Source organism: Isoptericola sp. NPDC056134 (genome assembly GCF_042264825.1).
GTDB classification, from domain to species: Bacteria; Actinomycetota; Actinomycetes; order Actinomycetales; family Cellulomonadaceae; genus Isoptericola; species Isoptericola nanjingensis.
On sequence record NZ_JBHJVM010000020.1, the window covers coordinates 3,209 to 20,998 of the forward strand.

The window sequence follows — 17,790 nt, forward strand, 5'->3', positions numbered from 1 at the left end:
TTCTCCTCGGGGGAAGGGGGGGGGGGGGGGGGGGGGGGGGGGGGGGGTTTTTTGTGGGGGGTTTGGTCCTTTGGGGGGGGGGGGGTTTCTGTGGCTCCGGGACCCCTTCCCCAAAAAAAAACCCCCTACCCGCGCTGACCGCAACCAAGGTTGCGGTCGCACGTGTCAGATCACGTCAGCTCGGTCACCGGCTCCACGCCGCCGACGGTCGAGTCCAGCTCGATCACGCCGTACGTCCAGCCCCGGCGGCGGTACACCGCGGACGGACGGGCCGTCTCCTTCGAGATGAAGAGGAAGAAGTCGTGACCCACCATCTCCATCTGGTAGACGGCGTCGTCGACGGTCATCGGCTCGGCGTGGTGCAGCTTGCGCCGGATCACCACCGGGGAGTCGCCCAGCTGCTCCTCGACGGCGTCACCGGGCTCGGCGAGCGCGACGGGCGCGGACGGCTGGGCCGCGGCCTCCGTGGCGGCGACCTCGTCGTAGGGGCGGACGTCCACGGACGGGAGGACGTCGCCGCCCGCGCGGCGGCGGTGGTCCTTGCGGCGGTCGCGCGATCGGCGCAGCCGCTCGGTGAGCTTGTCCAACGCGATGTCGAGGGCTCCGAACCGGTCGTCCGCCGCGGCCTCCGCGCGGATCACGGGCCCCTTGTCGTGCACGGTGAGCTCGACCCGCTCCCGGACCTCGGAGAGCCGCGGGTTGTTCTCGCGCGTCACCTCCACGTCCACCCGGCGAGCGGCCGGTGCGAGCTGGGTGACCTTGCTCAGCTTGTCCTCCACGTGCCGGCGGAACCTGTCCGCCACCTCCGTGTGCCTGCCGACGACGACGATCTCCATCGTGTTGCTCCACTTCGTCGTGAGGCCGCCCACTTCACGAGCGGCCCGGGTCTGTCCGTCTGGGCACCCCGTCCGGGGCACCGTGCTCGGCACCACCTCCCGGGTCGCCGGACGCGAGTCCGGACAGCTCGTGGGTCGCACGGGCGAGCGGCCCGGACCGAGGTCTCGGGGGCGTCTCGCCCGCGTGGGACCCCCAGGCTAACCCCCTCTCGCGTGCCAGGGATACCGGTGGCGCGAGGAGGTTCCTCACCTCTTTCGTGACGGCCCCGGGAGGCGGGGTGGCGGCCAGCACGAGGGCGCCGAGGACGTCCGCGCCGACGTCCTCGAGGGCGCGTTCCGCGGCCGCGAGCGTGGAGCCGGTCGTGACCACGTCGTCGACGAGCAGGACCGCGGGGCGGTCCCCGCCGGCGCGGGCCAGCACCCGGTCACGGGTCACCACGGACCCGGTGAGGTTGCGCGCGCGGGCGCGCGCGCCGAGGCCCACCTGGTCGCGCCCGTGGCCGCGCCGGGTCAGCGCAGGGACGACCGTCGCGCCGAGCCCCGCGTCGTGCAGCCCGGCCGCGGCGGCGCGGGCGAGGACGCGCACGTGGTCGCGGCCGCGCGCCCGGCGGGACGCCGCCGTGGAGGGTGCGCCGACCACGAGCAGCGGTCGCCCGTCGACGGCGCGCGCGACCAGCGCCGCGACCGCGCGCGCCGCCGACCGCACGGGCGGGCCGACGAGCCGGTCGAGGTCGGCGCGTCCACGGTCCTTCCACGCGACGACGAGCTCGCGCACCGGACCCGCGTAGGCCGCGAGCGCCCAGACCGGCAGCACGGGGACGCCGTCGAGCCGGTCCAGGCGCCCGGCCGCGGCCTCGACGCGGGCCGGCGGGCCGCCGAGCAGGGCCTCGCAGGCCGGGCACCAGGGCACGTCGTGGGCGCCGCAGCCGGGGCACCACACGGGCACGACGAGGCGGCCGAGCTCGCGGAGCCACCTGACGGGTGGCGCGGTCGTCGTCGTCGAGGGCATGCGGGCAGCGTGCCCCGCCCGCGACGCCGCGCGGTCGCCCGCGCCGGGGCCTGGGGACGACGGCTGCCTGGGGGCAGCCTCGGGCCCCCGTCTCCATTTGCGGCGGCGTCAGCCCGGGTAGGCGACCAGGTCGACGCCGTCGGACACCATCGACCACAGCGCGGAGCTCTGTCGCGAGTACAGGGTGCCGCCGCTGTCGATGGCGAGCATGGCCCCCGTCCCGACGGATGCCGTCACCGACCTCGGTTCCGGGACGCCGGGCTGCGCCCGGGACAAGCCGCCCTGGCCGGCGAGACCGCCCACACCGGAGAGGAAGACCGCGGCGTCACCGTCGGCCTCCTGGCCGATCAGGGCGAGCACGGCCTCGTCCTGCCATGCCGCCTGCGTCACCTGCCGCACGGAGGCGCCGACCTGCACGGGCGCCGAGAGGCCGGTCGGGACGTTCTCGGCGTCGCGGACCACGCCGGCCACGTGCACCAGGCGACCGCTGGGGCCGGAGCTGACGATCGCGACGCGGGCGCCCTCCGGCGACACGTGCACGGACCGCACGGTCCGCGACGACAGCCAGTCGACGTCCAGGGTCCGCACCGCGCCGGACGGCATCGCCACGAGGAGCTCCGAGCCCTGCGCGCTCCACACGGCGCCGAACCGGTCGACGGACGGCGCCACGAGCTTTGCGCCGGACAGGAGCACGTCGGGCGCGCCGTCGCCGGAGACGCGGACGATGCGCCGCGTGCCGTCGCGCACCACGACCGGCTCGTCACCGGGGCCGGCGGCGAGGGCCGTCGGGTCGAGGCCGGCGAGCGAGACGGGCTCGTCCGGCTCGCGGAGCTCCCGCCCGACGACGCGCACGAGCTCGCCGTCGGAGACCGCGAGCGCCTCCCCCGACGTCCGGGGTGCGGAGATCGACGGGACCTCGTCGGACGTGAGCGGCGCGTTCTGGACGGAGAGCACGACGGTGCGGCCCTCCCCCTCGGCGAGCGACGCCTGCAGCTGTGCGGTCGCGAGCGCCCGCTGGTCGGCGCTGGCCTGCGAGATCGTGGACGTGAGGCTCACGTCGATGGTGCCGTCGTCGGTCACCGTCACCGCGTCGATGGCGAGCGACGTCCCCTCCGGGATGACGGTCGTCGTCGAGTCCTGCAGCCACTCCGGCGGGCCGGCCAGGATCTCGCTGGTCGCGTCGGTGCGCCAGGTCTGGCGGGGGAACCACCGCAGGTCGGGCACCCACCAGGCGAGGTCGGGCGTCGGGAAGTAGAGCGTCGTCGGGTGGAACGCCTGGCCGAAGAACGCGGCGGGGAGCATGAGGCCGTCCTCGAGCTGGGAGATCCGCCACTCCCCGCCCGCGCTGCGCGACAGGCCGAAGGACACCGTGAACTCGTTGGTCCGGGCCTCCTCGGTGTACATCCCGCGGTCGTCGAGCGTCGCGACCACGCGCACGGTCGCGTCGACCGTCGTCTCGGTCGCGTCGGCGGGGACGTCGGTGAGGTCCAGCTCGGGGTCCTCCTCCAGCACGAGCACGCGCGCGTACCGGTCCCAGCCCTCCCACGCCGCGTCCGTGACGTACTCCTGCGCGACGGCGAACGACGAGCTCGACGTGGGGCCCAGCTGCGCCACGCTGAGGAACCCCTGCACCACCTGGTCCGGGCTGGCGCCGGCCGCGGGGCCGGAGGCGATGTAGCCGATCTCGCTGATGTTCTCCAGCTCGGTGTCACCGTCGCGCACCGGCCCGTTCGTGGGGATGCGGGCGCACGCGACGGTGAGGGCGAGCACGGCCAGGACGGAGACGAGGGCGGCAGGCAGCGTCGCGAGCCGACGGCGCGGGCCGCGCACGGGCCCAGGGGTGCGGGGCGTCGTCATCGGGTCTCCTCCTCGTCGTCCGGCCGGACGGACGGGACGGGCGCGTGGGCGATGTCCACGCCGTCGGCGTCCACGACCCCGAGCTCCGGGATGGCGGTCGGCGTGGGGCCGGTCGGCGGGTTCACGACCGGGAGCTGGCCGGTGGGCGGCGCCGTGACGCCGGTCGACGGGCCCTCGAGCGGCAGCGGCGAGCCGTGCAGCCGGATCCCGGCCCGGCGCGGCAGCGTGAGCCGGAAGCTCGCGCCCTCCCCGAGGCGCCCCCACGCCTCGAGGCGGCCCGCGTGCAGGCGGGCGTCCTCGAGGGAGATCGCGAGACCCAGGCCGGTGCCGCCGGTGGTGCGGGCGCGGGCGGGGTCCGCGCGCCAGAAGCGGTGGAAGACGCGGTCGATGTCCTCGGGGGCGAGCCCCACGCCGTGGTCGCGCACGACGACGGCGACCGCGTCGGCGTCGACCCCGACCGTGACCTCGACCGGCTTGCCCTCGGCGTGCTCGACGGCGTTCACCACGAGGTTGCGCACGATGCGCTCGACGCGCCGCGGGTCGACGTCCGCCGTCGCAGGCTCGTCGGGGAGCGTCACCGACAGGAAGACGTGCTTGGTCTCGGCGAGCGGCATCGACGTGTCCGCCACGGCCGCGACGACGTCGCGCAGGTCGCGCTGCTCGACGTCGAGCACGGCCGCGCCGGCGTCGAACCGGCTGATCTCCAGCAGGTCGGTGAGGAGGATCTCGAAGCGGTCGAGCTGCGTGTACAGCAGCTCGGCGGAGCGGCGGGCGGCGGGGTCGAGCTCGTCGCGGGAGGCGTGGATGACCTCGCCCGCCATCCGGATCGTGGTCAGCGGCGTGCGGAGCTCGTGCGAGACGTCGGAGACGAAGCGGCGCTGCGCGGCCGACAGCTCCTCCATCCGCGCGATCTGGTCCTCGAGGTTCCCGGCCATCTCGTTGAACGTGCGGGTGAGGGTCGCCATCTCGTCCTGGCCCTTGGCGTCCGGCAGCCGCTCGTCCAGGTGCCCGTCGGCCAGCCGCGACGCGACGGTCGCCGCACGGCGCACCGGCGCGACCGTCTGCCGGGTCACGACCCACGTGAGCGCGCCGAGCAGCGCGAGGATCGCGAGCGCGCCGAGCGCGAGGGTGCGCTGCACGAACGACAGCGTCTCCTGCTCGGCCTGCAGGGAGTAGATCGCGTACAGCTCGTACGTGCCGATGGACGGCACCTCGACCGTCGACCCGACGACGACGCCCGGCTCCGGCGCCTCGGTGTCCGTGTACTCGGCGGGGATCTGCGTGGACTGCAGCACCTGGCCCTCGGTGGCGCGCGTCGCCTCCCGCAGGTCCTCGCCGATGATGCTCTTGAGACCGATCTGCGTGCCCGTCTCGGCGAGCCGGTTCGGCTGGTCGGGGGGCCTGAGCAGCAGGAAGTCCTGCGCGCTCGACGCCCCGGCCGCCAGCGTGCGCACCATCTGCGCCAGCAGGAGCTGCAGGTCGGAGTTCGAGGTCGCGGGCGAGGAGTCGAAGGCGCTGCGCACCTGCTCGGTCATCGAGGCGTTCTCGCGCTCGATGCGGTCGACGCGCTGCTCGTACAGCCCGTCGCGGATCGAGACCGACAGGTAGAGGCCGAGCAGCGCGACCGCGACGACGCCGAGCGCCAGCGCCGACGTCACGACCCTCAGCTGCAGGGACGACCGCCACCGCCGGACGAGGTACCGGGTCCGCGAGACGGTCCAGGCGCGCCACCGCCGCCACGTCCGGCGGACGCGGCGTGCGGCGGGCTCAGCGCGGGGCACCGGCCTTGTAGCCCACGCCCCGCACGGTCAGCACGACCGTCGGGTTCTCGGGGTCGCGCTCCACCTTGGAGCGCAGGCGCTGCACGTGCACGTTGACCAGGCGGGTGTCGGCGCTGTGCCGGTAGCCCCAGACCTTCTCGAGCAGCACCTCGCGGGTGAACACCTGCCAGGGCTTGCGGGCCAGCGCCACGAGCAGGTCGAACTCCAGCGGGGTGAGGCTGATGCGCTCGCCGTCGCGCACCACGTTGTGGCCGGTGACGTCGATCTCGACGTCGCCGATGCGCAGCCGCTCGGGGCCGGGGTCGTCGTTGCGGCGCAGCCGGGTGCGGATGCGGGCGACGAGCTCCTTGGGCTTGAACGGCTTCGTCACGTAGTCGTCGGCGCCGGACTCGAGGCCGAGCACGACGTCGACCGTGTCGGTCTTGGCGGTGAGCATGATGATCGGGACGCCGGACTCGGCGCGGATCTCGCGGGCGACCTCGATGCCGTCCTTGCCGGGCAGCATCAGGTCGAGCAGGACGAGGTCGGGCTGCTCGTCGCGGAAGGCGACGAGGGCACCGTCGCCGTCGGCGCAGAACGTCGGCTCGAACCCCTCGGACTTCAGGACGATACCGATCATCTCGGACAGCGCAGTGTCGTCGTCGACCACCAGGACACGGGACTTCATGCGGCCATTCTGCCAGCCACGGCGCCAGGTCCGGTGGAAGGCCGCGTGAGCGGGCGGGCGCGCCGTACTAGGGTCGGGGCGACCGGCGTCACAGCCGGTCCCTCCAGCACTCCGCCAGCAACGCCACCAGCACAGCCCCGACAGTCCCGTCCGCCGACGTCGCGTCGGCACGACCCGACCGCCCTGCAGCCCGGGAGGCCGCGATGAGCACGCCCGACCAGCCCCAGCCGCCGTCCGGCTGGGGGGACGCCCCCGAGCCGCCCCGCTACGGCCAGCGCGCGCCCGAGGGCGCCCCGCAGCCGCCCGCCCCCGGGCAGTACGGGCAGCAGTACGGACAGGGTCAGTACGGGCAGCAGTACGGGCAGAGCCCCTACGGCCCGCAGCCGCCGGCCGCGCCGCCGGCGACGAAGCCCGGCGTCGTGCCGCTGCGCCCGCTGTCGCTCGGCGAGATCTACGACGGCGCGTTCACGGCGATCCGGCACAACCCGAAGGTGATGCTCGGCGCCGCCACCCTCGTGATCCTCGTGGCGACGGTGCTCGGCGTGCTGGTCGCGCAGCTCATCGTGCCGTCGCTCTCGGCGTCGTTCTCCACGCTGGCCGAGTCCGACCCGGAGATCACCGAGCTCGGGTTCGACAACCTCATCGCCCAGACGCTCGCGTCGTCCCTCGGCATGAGCGTGACCCTGCTGCTCGCCCAGCCCGTGGTGGAGGGCATCCTCACCGTCTCGGTGAGCCAGTCGGTCATCGGCCGCAAGCTGAGCCTCGGCGAGGTCTGGGAGCGGCTCCGCGGGCGCGTCGGCCGGCTCATCGGCTGGGCCCTGCTGCGTTCGCTCGCCGGTGCCGTCGGGACGTTCGTCTGGTTCTTCGTCCTGGTCCTGCTCGTGGCCCTCGTGAGCGAGCAGTCCACCGGGGCCGCCGTCGGCCTCGGGCTCCTGCTCGGTGCGGGATACGTCGTGGTCGTCGTGTGGCTGGGCGTGCGCATCGGGCTCGTCGCGCCCGCGCTGGCGCTCGAGGGGCAGGGCCTGGGCAGCACGGTCGCGCGCGCCTGGCGGCTGACGCGCGGATCCTTCTGGCGCCTGTTCGGCATCTACCTGCTCGCGATGATCATCGTGAGCGCCGCCGCGTACATCATCACGATCCCTCTCGGCCTCATCGCGGGCGTGATCGGCGGGACCGGGGGCAGCACCGAGTCGTTCACCACCGCGACGGTGGTCATGAGCGTGCTGTCGTCGGTCATCTCGGCCGCGATCACGACGATCTTCGTGGCGGCGGTCGTCGCCCTGCTCTACATCGACGTGCGGATGCGCCGCGAAGGCCTGGACGTGCAGCTCGCGGCGGCGGCGCAGGCGTCCGACGGCGGGCGGCCCGGCGGCGAGCCCGGCGCCCGACCCGGACCCCCGCCCGGCATGCTCGCGTGAGCGGTGTGTCGGCGATGGTGCACGGGGTCGTGACGACCCTGCTCGTCGACGTGCCCGCCGCCGTGCCCGTCGACCCCGACCGGGAGACGGCGCACCGCTGGCTCCTGGAGGAGCTGTCGCGACCCGAGTACTCCACGCAGCCGTCGCTGCTGGAGCGCCTGCTCACCTGGCTCGGCGACCTGTTCGACGGCCTGACCCTCGGCGAGGGGCGGTTCCCGCTCGCGTTCGTGGTCGTGGTGGTCGTGGTGCTCGTCGCCGCGCTCGCCTGGTGGGTGGCCGGGCCCGTGCGTCTGGCCCGCCGTCGTCGGCGCTCCGTCGTCGTGCTCGACGGCGACGAGCGCACCGCGGCCGAGCTGCGGGCCTCCGCCGACGACGCGGCCGCCCGCGGCGACTGGTCCGCGGCCGTGCTGGACCGGTTCCGCGCGCTCGTGCGCTCCCTGGAGGAGCGCGTCGTGCTGGACGAGCGCCCGGGGCGGACGGCGCAGGAGGCCGCGCACGACGCCGCCACGCGGCTGCCCGTCGTCACCGCCGAGCTGCACGACGCGGCCCGCCTGTTCGACGACGTCTGCTACGGCACGCTGCCCGCCGGTCCGGAGGACGACCGCCGGCTGCGCGACCTCGACGAGCAGGTGCGCGGGCTGCGGCCCGCGCCGCTCGCGGCCGCCGCGGCACCGGACGGGGTGGGGACGCCGTGACGGCACCGACGCCGACCACGCCCGGCTCGACCCGGGGCACCGTCGAGGGCCAGACCGTGGGTGCCGGCTCGCCGGACGCCGTGGTCTCGCCGGTCGTGACGGGGGACGGCACCACCGGCCGCGGTCGCACCGCCCACCGCTGGCGCCGGACCCGCTGGACGCTGCTGGTGCTCGGGGTGCTCGCGCTCGTGGTGGCCGTGCTGGCCGTGCAGCGCCCGGCCACGTCCACCACCCCGTACGCGCCCGACAACGCACAGCCGACCGGTGCCCGCGCCGTCGCGCAGGTGCTCGGGCGGCAGGGCGTCGAGGTCCGCCACGTCACCCGCGTCGCGGACGCCGTCGCGGCGGCCGGGCCGGGCACGACGCTGCTCGTGACGCCCGGGAGCATGCTGCTGCCCGAGCAGGTCGACGCCCTGGCCGGCGTCGACGCGGACCTGGTGCTGCTCGGCGCCGACGACGAGCTGGTGCGCGCGGCCACCGACGGCGCCGTCAGCCGTACGCCCGGGGCCGCCGCCCCCGCGTTCGCCGTCGAGCCGGCGTGCGACCTCCCGCTCGCCACGCGCGCCGGCACGATGTGGCTCACGCCGGGACTCCAGGCCGAGCCCGGGGCCACCGACGTCACGCTCTGCTGGCCGGTCGACGGGCCGGCGGCGCTGGCGCGCGTCGAGCCGGCCGGAGGCGCCGGCGGGCGGGTCGTGACCGCCGTCGACGACCCGTCCTTCGTCACCAACGGCGCAGTGCTGGACCACGGCGACGCGGCGCTCGCGCTGGGCCTGCTGGGCGCGCAGGAGACGCTGGTGTGGCTCGTGCCCGACCCGCTGGACACGAGCTCGACGGGCGAGGCCGGCGCGCCGTCCGCCGGCGCCGGCGTCCTGCCGCCCTGGGCGGGCGTCGTCGGCCTGTGGGCGCTGCTGGTCGTGCTCGTCGCCGCGGTGTGGCGGGCCCGCCGGCTGGGACCGCTGGCCGCGGAGGAGCTCCCGGTCGTGGTCCGCTCCGCCGAGACCACCCGCGGCCGTGGCCGCCTCTACCGGCGGACCCGGTCCCGCGGGCACGCCGCCGCGGGCCTGCGCGCCGCCACCGCCGAGACCGTCGCGCGCCGCCTGGGCGTGCCCCGGTCCGCCGACGCCACGGCGCTCACCGAGGCCGTCGCCCGCGCCACCGGCCGGCCCGCGCACGACGTGGCCGACCTGCTGTACGGCCCACCACCCCACGACGACGACGCGCTCACCGAGCTCGCGCGTCGGCTCGACACCCTGGAGAGCGAGGTCCACCGATCGTGACGACCCCCGACGAGAACCCGCAGGGCACGCCGCTCGCGGCCCCTGCCGAGCCCACCGCGTCGACCACAGCGTCGACCACCACCCCGGGCGCCCCGGCGACGCCGGCACCCCCCGCGCCGCAGGCCGCTCCCCCGGCGCCGGAGGCCGCGGGTACCCCGTCCCGCGAGCTGCGCGCCGCGCTCGCCGGCGTGCGCAGCGAGGTGGGCAAGGCGGTCGTGGGCCAGGACTCCGCGGTGACGAGCCTGCTCATCGCGCTGCTCTGCTCCGGCCACGTGCTGCTCGAGGGCGTGCCCGGCGTCGCGAAGACCCTGCTGGTGCGGGCGCTCGGCGCGTCGCTCGACCTGTCGACGAAGCGCGTGCAGTTCACGCCCGACCTCATGCCCGGCGACGTCACCGGGTCCCTGGTGTACGACGCGCGCACGGCCGAGTTCTCGTTCCGTGAGGGGCCGGTCTTCACGAACCTGCTGCTCGCGGACGAGATCAACCGCACGCCCCCGAAGACGCAGGCGTCCCTGCTGGAGGCGATGGAGGAGCGTCAGGTGTCCGTCGACGGCACGCCGCGGCCCCTGCCGGACCCGTTCGTCGTCATCGCCACGCAGAACCCGGTGGAGCACGAGGGCACGTACCCGCTGCCCGAGGCGCAGCTCGACCGCTTCCTGCTCAAGGTGGTGCTTCCCGTCCCCGAGCGCGAGCAGGAGATCGAGGTGCTGGCCCGGCACGCCGCCGGCTTCGACCCGCGCGACCTGGGCGCCGCGGGCGTCCGGGCGGTCGCCGGCCGCGAGCAGCTCGCCGCCGCGCGGGCCGAGGTGCGACAGGTCCAGGTGGCACCCGAGGTTCTCGGCTACGCCGTCGACCTGTGCCGCGCCACCCGCCGCTCCCCCTCGCTCTCGCTCGGCGTGTCCCCGCGCGGCGCCACCGCGCTGCTCGCGACATCGCGCGCCTGGGCCTGGCTGTCGGGGCGCTCGTACGTGACGCCCGACGACGTGAAGGCGCTCGCGCACCCCACGCTGCGGCACCGCGTCCAGCTGCGGCCCGAGGCGGAGCTCGAGGGCGTCACCGCCGAGAGCGTCCTCACGACCGTGCTCGCGACCGTCCCCGTCCCCCGCTGAGCGGGACCCGGACATGGCGCTGACGTGGCGCGCCGTCGTGCTGGCGGCGCTCGGGGTGATCCCGGTGGTCCTGTTCCCCGTGCCGGGGACGGTCGTGGTGTGGGCGCTGGTCGTGGCGGCCGTGTGCGCCGTCGACGTCGCCCTCGCCGCGTCCCCGCGCGCCGTCGCGCTCCAGCGCCGCACCCCCCGCTCCGTGCGGCTCGGCACGACGGCCCGCTCGGAGCTGGTGGTCACCAACACCGCGCGACGGCGGCTGCGCGCCGTCGTCCGCGACGCCTGGCCGCCGTCGCTCGTGCCGGACGCGACCCTGCGCACCGACGGCGCGGTGGCCGGCGAGCCGCTGGTGGCCCGCTCGGCCCGGCACGACGTCGACCTGCCGCCCGGGGAGTCCGCCCGCCTGCGCACCCCGCTGCGGCCGACCCGCCGCGGCGACCGCGCCGCCGGGCCGGTGACGGTCCGCTCGTTCGGGCCGCTGCGCGTCGCAGCCCGCCAGGCGTCGATCCCGGTGCCGGCCCGGCTGCGCGTGCTCCCCGAGTTCGCCAGCCGGCGCCACCTGCCCTCCCGGCTGGCGCGGCTGCGCGAGATGGACGGGCGGGCCGCCGTGCAGGTGCGCGGCGAGGGCACCGAGTTCGACTCGCTGCGCGAGTACGTGGTGGGCGACGACGTGCGCTCGATCGACTGGCGCGCCACCGCCCGCCGCGGCGACGTCGTCGTGCGCACCTGGCGGCCCGAGCGCGACCGGCGCGTGGTGATCGTGCTCGACACCGGCCGCACGTCCGCCGCACGGATCGGCACCGCCGCCGCGGCCGACACCGAGCGGGCGCCCGAGGGCGCGGACGACGACGCGCCGTCGTCGCTCGGCGGCACGCGGCTGGAGGCGGGCATCGAGGCCGCGCTGCTGCTCGGGGCGCTCGCCGACCGCGCGGGCGACCGCGTGCAGGTGCTGGCGTACGACCGGGCGCTGCGGGCCCGGGTCGCGGGCGCGTCCGGCCCGCGGCTGCTGCCCGCGCTGGCGGAGTCGCTGTCGACCGTCGAGCCCGCCCTGCTGGAGACGGACTGGCCCGGCCTCGTCGGGCAGGTGCGCCAGCGGGTCGCGCAGCGCTCGCTCGTGGTGCTGCTGACGTCGCTGGACCCTGCGGCCGTCGAGACGGGCCTGCTGCCCGTGATCGACCGGCTCTCCGGCACCCACCAGGTGGTCGTCGCGGCCGTCGCCGACGCGGACGCCGCCCGGCTGCGCGCCGACCGGTCGTCGGCGGCCGCCGTCTACGACGCCGCAGCCGCCGCTCGTGCCGACCTGGAGCGGGCGGCCGTCTCCACCGTGCTGCGCCAGCACGGCGCCGAGGTCGTCGAGGCGCTGCCGGACGACCTCGCTCCCCGGCTCGCGGACACCTACCTCGCGCTCAAGGCCGCAGGCCGCCTCTGACCCCGAGCGTCGTGGGCGCTCAGCCGACGGTCGGGACGACCTCGCCGGCGCGGTCGGCGTCCAGGTCGCCCGTGAGCCCCGCCGCGGTGGCGCGCCGGCCCAGCACGACGACGTAGACCCAGAACCCGGCGAGCGCGATCGCGCCGATGACGATCTTGAGCCACCAGGGCAGCGCCGAACCCGTGACGTACCCCTCGATCAGACCGGACACCGCGAGCGCCCCGGCGAGCCCGATCGCGACGGTCACGAGCGCGCGCCCCTCCTGCGCCAGCGCGACGGTGCGCGGCCGCGGTCCGGGCGACACCGCCGTCCAGAAGAGCTTGAGGCCGGCGGCGCCGGCGACGAACACCGCGGTGAGCTCGAGCAGCCCGTGCGGCGCGATGAGCTGCAGGAACACGTCCAGCTCGTCGTAGGCCGCCATCATCCCACCGGTGGCGCCCACGCCCACCGCGTTCTGGATCAGCACGTAGGCCGGCCAGACGCCGGTGATCCCGAGGCCCACGCACTGCGCGGCGATCCACGCGTTGTTGGTCCACACCATGGCGGCGAAGGACGCGCCCGGGTCGTAGTACGACGCGAACGCCTCGTTCACGTACGCCTCGCGCTCGGCGGGCGTGCCCATCTGCGCGAGGACCTCCGGGTCCGTGGCGACGCGGTAGCCGGCGACGACGGCGAGCGCGAGGCACACCACGACGACGCCGAGCGTCCACCAGCGCACCCGGTACAGCGCCGCGGGCACGGTCACCGCGACGAAGCGGACGACGTCGGCCCAGGCCGGCTCGTGCGTGCCCGTGACGCGCACGCGGGCCCGGCTCAGCAGGTCGGAGAGCCGGGTGACGAGCACCGGGTCGGGCGCGGCCGACCGCACCGTGGACAGGTGCGTCGCGACCGCCTGGTACAGCCGCACCAGCTCGTCGGCCTCGGCGCCGTCGAGGCGCCGCTTGCGGGTGAGCACGCGGAGCCGCTCCCACTGCGGGCTGTGCACGGCGGTGAAGGCGTCGAGGTCCACGGTCGATACCCTTCCACACGGGAGACGTCGGACGAGCGGGAGATGCACATGCAGGACGGGATCGTCATCGGCGAGGGCGTGGTGCTCGACGCACGGCCGGCGTCGTTCGTCAGCCGGGCGCTGGCGGCGCTGCTCGACCTCGCGGCGCTCGCGATCGTCGGGATCACGCTGCTGGTCGTCGTGGCCCTGCAGGACGTCGCGATCGACGAGCAGTGGGCCCGGGTGGCGGGCGTCGTCGCCGCGGCGCTCGTGATGGTCGTGATCCCGACGACGGTGGAGACGCTGAGCCGCGGCCGCTCGCTGGGCAAGCTGATCACGGGCCTCCGGGTCGTGCGCGACGACGGTGGCCCGGTGCGCTTCCGCCACGCCTTCACGCGGGCTCTGGTGGGCATCGGCGAGCTGTGGCTGACGGCCGGCAGCGTCGCGCTGGTCGCGTCGCTGTCCAACGCGCGCGGCAAGCGGCTCGGCGACCTGCTGGCCGGCACGTACGTCATCCGCGTGCGGGGCGGCCGCGCCCGGACGGTCCCGCTGGCCATGCCACCGGAGCTGGCCGCCTGGGCCCGCACGGCCGACATCCGACGGCTGCCCGACGGGCTGGCCCTTGCCGCCCGGCAGTTCCTCGACCGCGCTCCCCGGCTCGCGCCCGCGTCCCGCGCGGGCCTGGCCGACGACCTGGCCGGCCGCGTCGAGCCGTTCGTCGCCCCCGGTCCGCCGCCCGGCACGCCGCCCGAGGCGTTCCTGCACGCCGTCCTGCACGAGCGACGCGACCGAGAGCTCGAGCGCGGGCAGGCCGAGCAGGCGCGGGCCGAGGCGCGCGCCGCCACCCTGCACCGCCTGCCGTACGCCGTCCCCGACCCGCCCCGCTGAGTACGTTCACGAACGGCGACGGTCCTCGAAGCGGCCGAAGACGCGCACGAGGGCGAACAGGACCAGCAGGTAGGCCGCGAACCAGACCGGGCGCGACGCCCACCAGTCCGCGCCCCACGAGGCCGGCAGCTCCTGCCCGAGCCCGAGGAGCGCGACCCCCACCACGGCGAACATCGCGGTGAGGTGCCACAGGTAGACGGTCATCGAGCGGCGGGCCAGGGCACCGACGGCCCGCGCTCCGGCCCCGGTCGCGGCGCGCTGCACGAGCGCCGTCCGGAGCAGCAGCACCAGGCAGACCTGGGCGACGGCGTGCGCGACGACGGGCGCCGTCGGCGGGCCGAGGTTCGAGATCTCGTCGCCCGGCATCCCGACGAGGCTGAGCGGGTACGGGCCCACCGCCACCAGCACGGCCGTCGCGGCGACCGCGGCCACGGCTCCGGCGGCGAGGAGCAGCCGGGCCGTGCGGCCGGCGAGGGGGTCGGCGGCGGCGCCGGTAGTCCGGTCGAGGGCAGGACGGCGTGGGACGCTGCGTTCGGAGGCGTAGGCGATCCCGGCCAGGAACGGCGCGGCCCAGGCGAGGAGCACGTTGGCCCAGGCCAGCGCGCCGGTGAGCTCACCCGGCAGCCCGAACCGCAGCGCGTCGAGCGCCAGCGGCAGCGCCACGGCGACGGCGAGCGCGCCCCACCGCCAGCGCTGCCAGGCCGCGCGCAGCAGCGGCGTGAGCGCCATGAGCACCACCCACACCCCGAGGAACCACAGCAGCTGCGGCGCCATCCGCGCCATCCGCCACACCGCGTCGTCGGGCACCCCGAGCGCGAGCAGCGCGGCCACCGCGAGCGCCCAGGCCCCGACGAACGCCCCGACGGGCCGGGCCGTCGCCCGCAGCCGCGCCAGGACGGTTCCGGCCCAGCCGCGGCCGCCGACGACGGTGGCCCCACGCTGGTACCCGGCGGAGGCGCCGGCCGCGAAGAACAGCAGGGCCAACGGCTGCAGCCAGGTCACGAGCCACCCGGCGCCGTGCCCCAGCGCGTTGCCGACGAGGAGCGTCCGCCCGTCCCACGTGGCCTCCGCCATCAGCCAGTGCAGCAGCACCACCCCGAGGGTGCCGAGCGCCCGGACGACGTCGACGAACGGGTCGCGGGCTCGGCGCGGCCGGGCGACGGGCGCCGCGTGCGGCCGCGCGGCCGGGACGTCGGGCCGACGCCGGACGGACGGCGGCGCGGACGGGACAGGTGGGGCGGGGGCGTCGAGGACGGCCACGATGGCTCCTGAGGCTGGGCGACGAGGACCCCTCCAGCCTCGTGACCTGCGACGTCGTCCGACATGGGCCTGACCCCCGCCCCGCGCGCCACCTCCCCCGCACCGTCCCGGGGGACATCCCCCGCCGACCTGTCAGGACCACGTGCACGAATGCCTGGTCGTGGCCCTGACAGCTCGCGGGCCTCCTGACGTGTCAGGCGTCGACGCCCAGGTAGCGCAGGACGGCGAGCACGCGCCGGTGGTCGGCGGAGTCCTGCGGCAGGTCGAGCTTCGTGAAGATGGCGGCGACGTTCTTCTCCACCGCCCCGTACGACAGGAAGAGCTGCTCCGCGATGGCGCCGTTGGAGCGGCCCTGCGCCATGAGCTCCAGGACCTCCTTCTCGCGCGGCGTCAGGCGGGCCACGTCGTCCTCCGGCGAGCGGTGCGCGCCCATGAGCTGGCGCACCACCTCCGGGTCGAGCACCGTCTCCCCCGCCGCGACGCGGCCGAGCGCGGCGACGAAGTCCCCGACGTCGGCGACGCGGTCCTTGAGCAGGTAGCCGACGCCGCGCGGGTCGCCCTCGAGCAGCCGCGACGCGTAGCGTGTCTCGACCCACTGCGAGAACACGAGCACCGGCAGCCCGGGGTGCGCGGCGCGCAGCGCCTCGGCCGCACGCAGCCCCTCGTCCGTGTGGGACGGCGGCATGCGGATGTCGGCGACGAGGACGTCGGGCAGGGCGCCGGCGGCGGCGAGGGTCGTGACCTCGCGGACGAGGGCGTCACCGTCGGGCACCGCCGCGACGACGTCGTGCCCGCGGCGGGACAGGAGCGCGACGAGGCCGTCGCGCAGGATGGCGGAGTCCTCGGCGACGACGACGCGCAGCGGGCCCGAGCCGGTCGCCGGGCCGGTCGACGCCCCGGGCGTCATCGGCGGGACCCGGGGGCGGGCAGCGGGATGGTCACGGTGATCACCGTAGGCCCTCCCGCGGGGCTGACCACCCGGAGCGTGCCGTCGACGCCCGACAGCCGGTCCGTGAGCCCGGCGAGGCCGCTGCCCCTGCCCGACGGGTCGGGGGCACGCACCGCGGCGCCGCCCACGCCGTCGTCGTGCACGCGCAGCACGAGCGCACGCACGGCGGCCCCGGTCGCGGCGTCCGCGACGGGCTCGACGCCGGCCACGACGTCGACGCCGGTCGCCCGGGCGTGCTTGGTCGCGTTGGCGACCAGCTCGGCGACGGCGAAGTAGGAGATGGCGGTGACGCTGGGCGGGAGGTCCGCCCCGTCGAGCCCGACCGCGTGCACGCGCACCGGCAGGGCGGCGCGCGCGGCGAGCGTCTCGAGGGCGACGGCGAGGCCGGCGTCCAGGGCGGGCGGGCGGATGCCGCGGGCGAGCTCGCGCAGCTCGGCGAGCGTGTCCTTCGTGCTGGAGTGGGCCGTCTCCAGGACGGCGGCGAGCTCCGCGGTGTCGATGCCGTCCGTGCCGTCCGTGCCGTCGCGCAGCAGCTCGCGCGCCTCGCCGATCTGCATGGCGACGGCCACGAGGTGCGCCTGGGTGCCGTCGTGCAGGTCGCGCTCGATGCGGCGCAGGCGCTCGTCGGCGTCCTCGACGGTGACGGCGCGGGCGCGCTCGGCGTACGCCACCCGCAGGCTGGCCCGCGTGGGGCTGAGCAGCCCCTCAGCCAGCATCCGGAAGAGGCCGACGAACAGGGACTGCACCTGCGGCCACAGGTAGAACAGGATCAGGCCGACCGCCGCCAGCAGGAGCTGTCGGGCCGGCGTGTCGACGAACCAGTCCGTGCCGAAGGACGCGCCCCGGTGCCACGTGCCGTCGCCGGCCTGCTGCAGCGGCAGCCAGCGCGACCAGAACCAGTGCGTCATCCCGCCGAGCGCGACGGCGAGGAACACGGTGCTCACCACGAACGCCGCGATCGCCAGGGGGAACGTCACCACCATGTACAGCAGCCCGCGCCAGGCGGTCGCGTCGCCGAGCATCCCGCCGAGGCGCCGCCAGAATCCCTTCCGCGGCTGGCGCGGCGCGGGCTCGGCGATCTCGACGCCGAGGTAACGCACCGCCATCCGCCGGTAGACCGACGCCCAGCCGCGCGCACCGAGCAGCACGCCGCCCGCCACGAACAGGCCCACGACCGTCACCGCGACGCCCGCCATGAACGACACGGTGAACAGGGCGTACGCGAGCGCGAACGGCGCGAGCAGCAGCGCGAGCCACAGGAAGCCGTAGGCGCGCCAGGTCCGGCCGTCGAACGGCGCGAGGAGGAACGGCGGCGCCCCGTCCGACGTCGCCCGCGGGGACACCGCGGGACGCTCGGCGGGCTGCGTGGCCGGCGGCGGGGTCGGCGGGGTCGCGGGCGGCGGCACCTGGCCGTCGGTGGACGTCATGCTGGTCATGCTTCCAGGCTGCCGCCCGCGGCGCCGCGCCGACATCCGGTGTGCCACCCTGGGGCAGGGGGGTGGGGCCCACGTGTAGGGGGAGGGGGCGTTGGGGGGGGGGGGGGTTAGTGGGCGTTGTGGTAGCCAGTGTTCTTTGTGTGCTTGAAAGGGGGCCCGATCTCTGCCCCTACGTCGGTGCGGCCCCCCCAACG

The 17,790-nt window shown here is 76.1% G+C and carries 15 protein-coding genes; 6 read left to right on the top strand and 9 right to left on the bottom strand.

The window, feature by feature from the left end; translation table 11 throughout:
* Positions 1 to 170 precede the first annotated feature (170 nt).
* From hpf to mtrA, 5 genes are all read right to left on the bottom strand, one after another.
* Positions 171 to 836 carry a ribosome hibernation-promoting factor, HPF/YfiA family gene (gene hpf / locus ACFCZN_RS16800; protein WP_429767087.1) on the bottom strand — a complete coding sequence of 222 codons (666 nt, stop codon included), beginning with the start codon at positions 834 to 836 and terminating at the stop codon, positions 171 to 173.
* A gap of 34 nt (positions 837 to 870) precedes the next feature.
* Complete coding sequence (locus ACFCZN_RS16805; RefSeq protein WP_430557502.1) at positions 871 to 1,845, bottom strand: ComF family protein; 975 nt, start codon at positions 1,843 to 1,845, stop codon at positions 871 to 873.
* Between the two features lie 108 nt (positions 1,846 to 1,953).
* Positions 1,954 to 3,702 (bottom strand): LpqB family beta-propeller domain-containing protein, encoded by a 1,749-nt coding sequence (locus ACFCZN_RS16810; RefSeq protein ID WP_430557503.1) that lies wholly within the window; start codon positions 3,700 to 3,702, stop codon positions 1,954 to 1,956.
* Complete coding sequence (gene mtrB, locus ACFCZN_RS16815; RefSeq protein ID WP_430557504.1) at positions 3,699 to 5,483, bottom strand: MtrAB system histidine kinase MtrB; 1,785 nt, start codon at positions 5,481 to 5,483, stop codon at positions 3,699 to 3,701. Before mtrB ends, ACFCZN_RS16810 begins: the two co-directional genes overlap by 4 nt.
* Positions 5,470 to 6,150 (bottom strand): MtrAB system response regulator MtrA, encoded by a 681-nt coding sequence (gene mtrA / locus ACFCZN_RS16820; protein WP_429735004.1) that lies wholly within the window; start codon positions 6,148 to 6,150, stop codon positions 5,470 to 5,472. Before mtrA ends, mtrB begins: the two co-directional genes overlap by 14 nt.
* Positions 6,151 to 6,353: 203 nt before the next feature.
* Between mtrA and ACFCZN_RS16825 the strand changes: the two genes are divergently transcribed.
* From ACFCZN_RS16825 to ACFCZN_RS16845, 5 genes are all read left to right on the top strand, one after another.
* On the top strand, positions 6,354 to 7,568 hold the full coding sequence (locus ACFCZN_RS16825; protein WP_429767094.1) for a glycerophosphoryl diester phosphodiesterase membrane domain-containing protein: 1,215 nt from the start codon (positions 6,354 to 6,356) through the stop codon (positions 7,566 to 7,568).
* Entirely contained in the window at positions 7,565 to 8,263 is a 699-nt protein-coding gene (locus ACFCZN_RS16830; protein ID WP_430557505.1) for a DUF4129 domain-containing protein, read from the top strand. Before ACFCZN_RS16825 ends, ACFCZN_RS16830 begins: the two co-directional genes overlap by 4 nt.
* Positions 8,260 to 9,543 carry a DUF4350 domain-containing protein gene (locus ACFCZN_RS16835; RefSeq protein WP_430557506.1) on the top strand — a complete coding sequence of 428 codons (1,284 nt, stop codon included), beginning with the start codon at positions 8,260 to 8,262 and terminating at the stop codon, positions 9,541 to 9,543. The genes ACFCZN_RS16830 and ACFCZN_RS16835 overlap by 4 nt, the downstream gene beginning before the upstream one ends.
* 167 nt (positions 9,544 to 9,710) lie before the next feature.
* The gene (locus ACFCZN_RS16840; RefSeq protein ID WP_430546798.1) at positions 9,711 to 10,652 is read left to right on the top strand and encodes an AAA family ATPase; all 942 of its coding nucleotides are present in this window, start codon (positions 9,711 to 9,713) and stop codon (positions 10,650 to 10,652) included.
* Positions 10,653 to 10,665: 13 nt separating this feature from the next.
* Positions 10,666 to 12,075 (top strand): DUF58 domain-containing protein, encoded by a 1,410-nt coding sequence (locus ACFCZN_RS16845; RefSeq protein ID WP_430557507.1) that lies wholly within the window; start codon positions 10,666 to 10,668, stop codon positions 12,073 to 12,075.
* Between the two features lie 19 nt (positions 12,076 to 12,094).
* Here the strand turns inward: ACFCZN_RS16845 and ACFCZN_RS16850 are convergent, their stop codons facing one another.
* The gene (locus ACFCZN_RS16850) at positions 12,095 to 13,084 is read right to left on the bottom strand and encodes a stage II sporulation protein M (RefSeq protein WP_429767101.1); all 990 of its coding nucleotides are present in this window, start codon (positions 13,082 to 13,084) and stop codon (positions 12,095 to 12,097) included.
* Positions 13,085 to 13,132: 48 nt separating this feature from the next.
* Between ACFCZN_RS16850 and ACFCZN_RS16855 the strand changes: the two genes are divergently transcribed.
* Positions 13,133 to 13,951, top strand: a complete 819-nt coding sequence (locus tag ACFCZN_RS16855) for an RDD family protein (RefSeq protein WP_429767133.1) — start codon at positions 13,133 to 13,135, stop codon at positions 13,949 to 13,951.
* A 6-nt stretch (positions 13,952 to 13,957) separates the two neighbouring features.
* Here ACFCZN_RS16855 and ACFCZN_RS16860 read toward each other — a convergent pair whose 3' ends face one another.
* From ACFCZN_RS16860 to ACFCZN_RS16870, 3 genes are all read right to left on the bottom strand, one after another.
* On the bottom strand, positions 13,958 to 15,211 hold the full coding sequence (locus ACFCZN_RS16860) for an acyltransferase family protein (protein WP_430557508.1): 1,254 nt from the start codon (positions 15,209 to 15,211) through the stop codon (positions 13,958 to 13,960).
* Positions 15,212 to 15,404: 193 nt separating this feature from the next.
* Positions 15,405 to 16,073: a response regulator transcription factor gene (locus ACFCZN_RS16865; RefSeq protein ID WP_430557531.1), complete on the bottom strand. Its 669-nt coding sequence runs from the start codon at positions 16,071 to 16,073 to the stop codon at positions 15,405 to 15,407.
* 41 nt (positions 16,074 to 16,114) lie between these two features.
* Positions 16,115 to 17,596, bottom strand: a complete 1,482-nt coding sequence (locus ACFCZN_RS16870) for a sensor histidine kinase (RefSeq protein WP_429767106.1) — start codon at positions 17,594 to 17,596, stop codon at positions 16,115 to 16,117.
* Between the last annotated feature and the right edge of the window lie 194 nt (positions 17,597 to 17,790).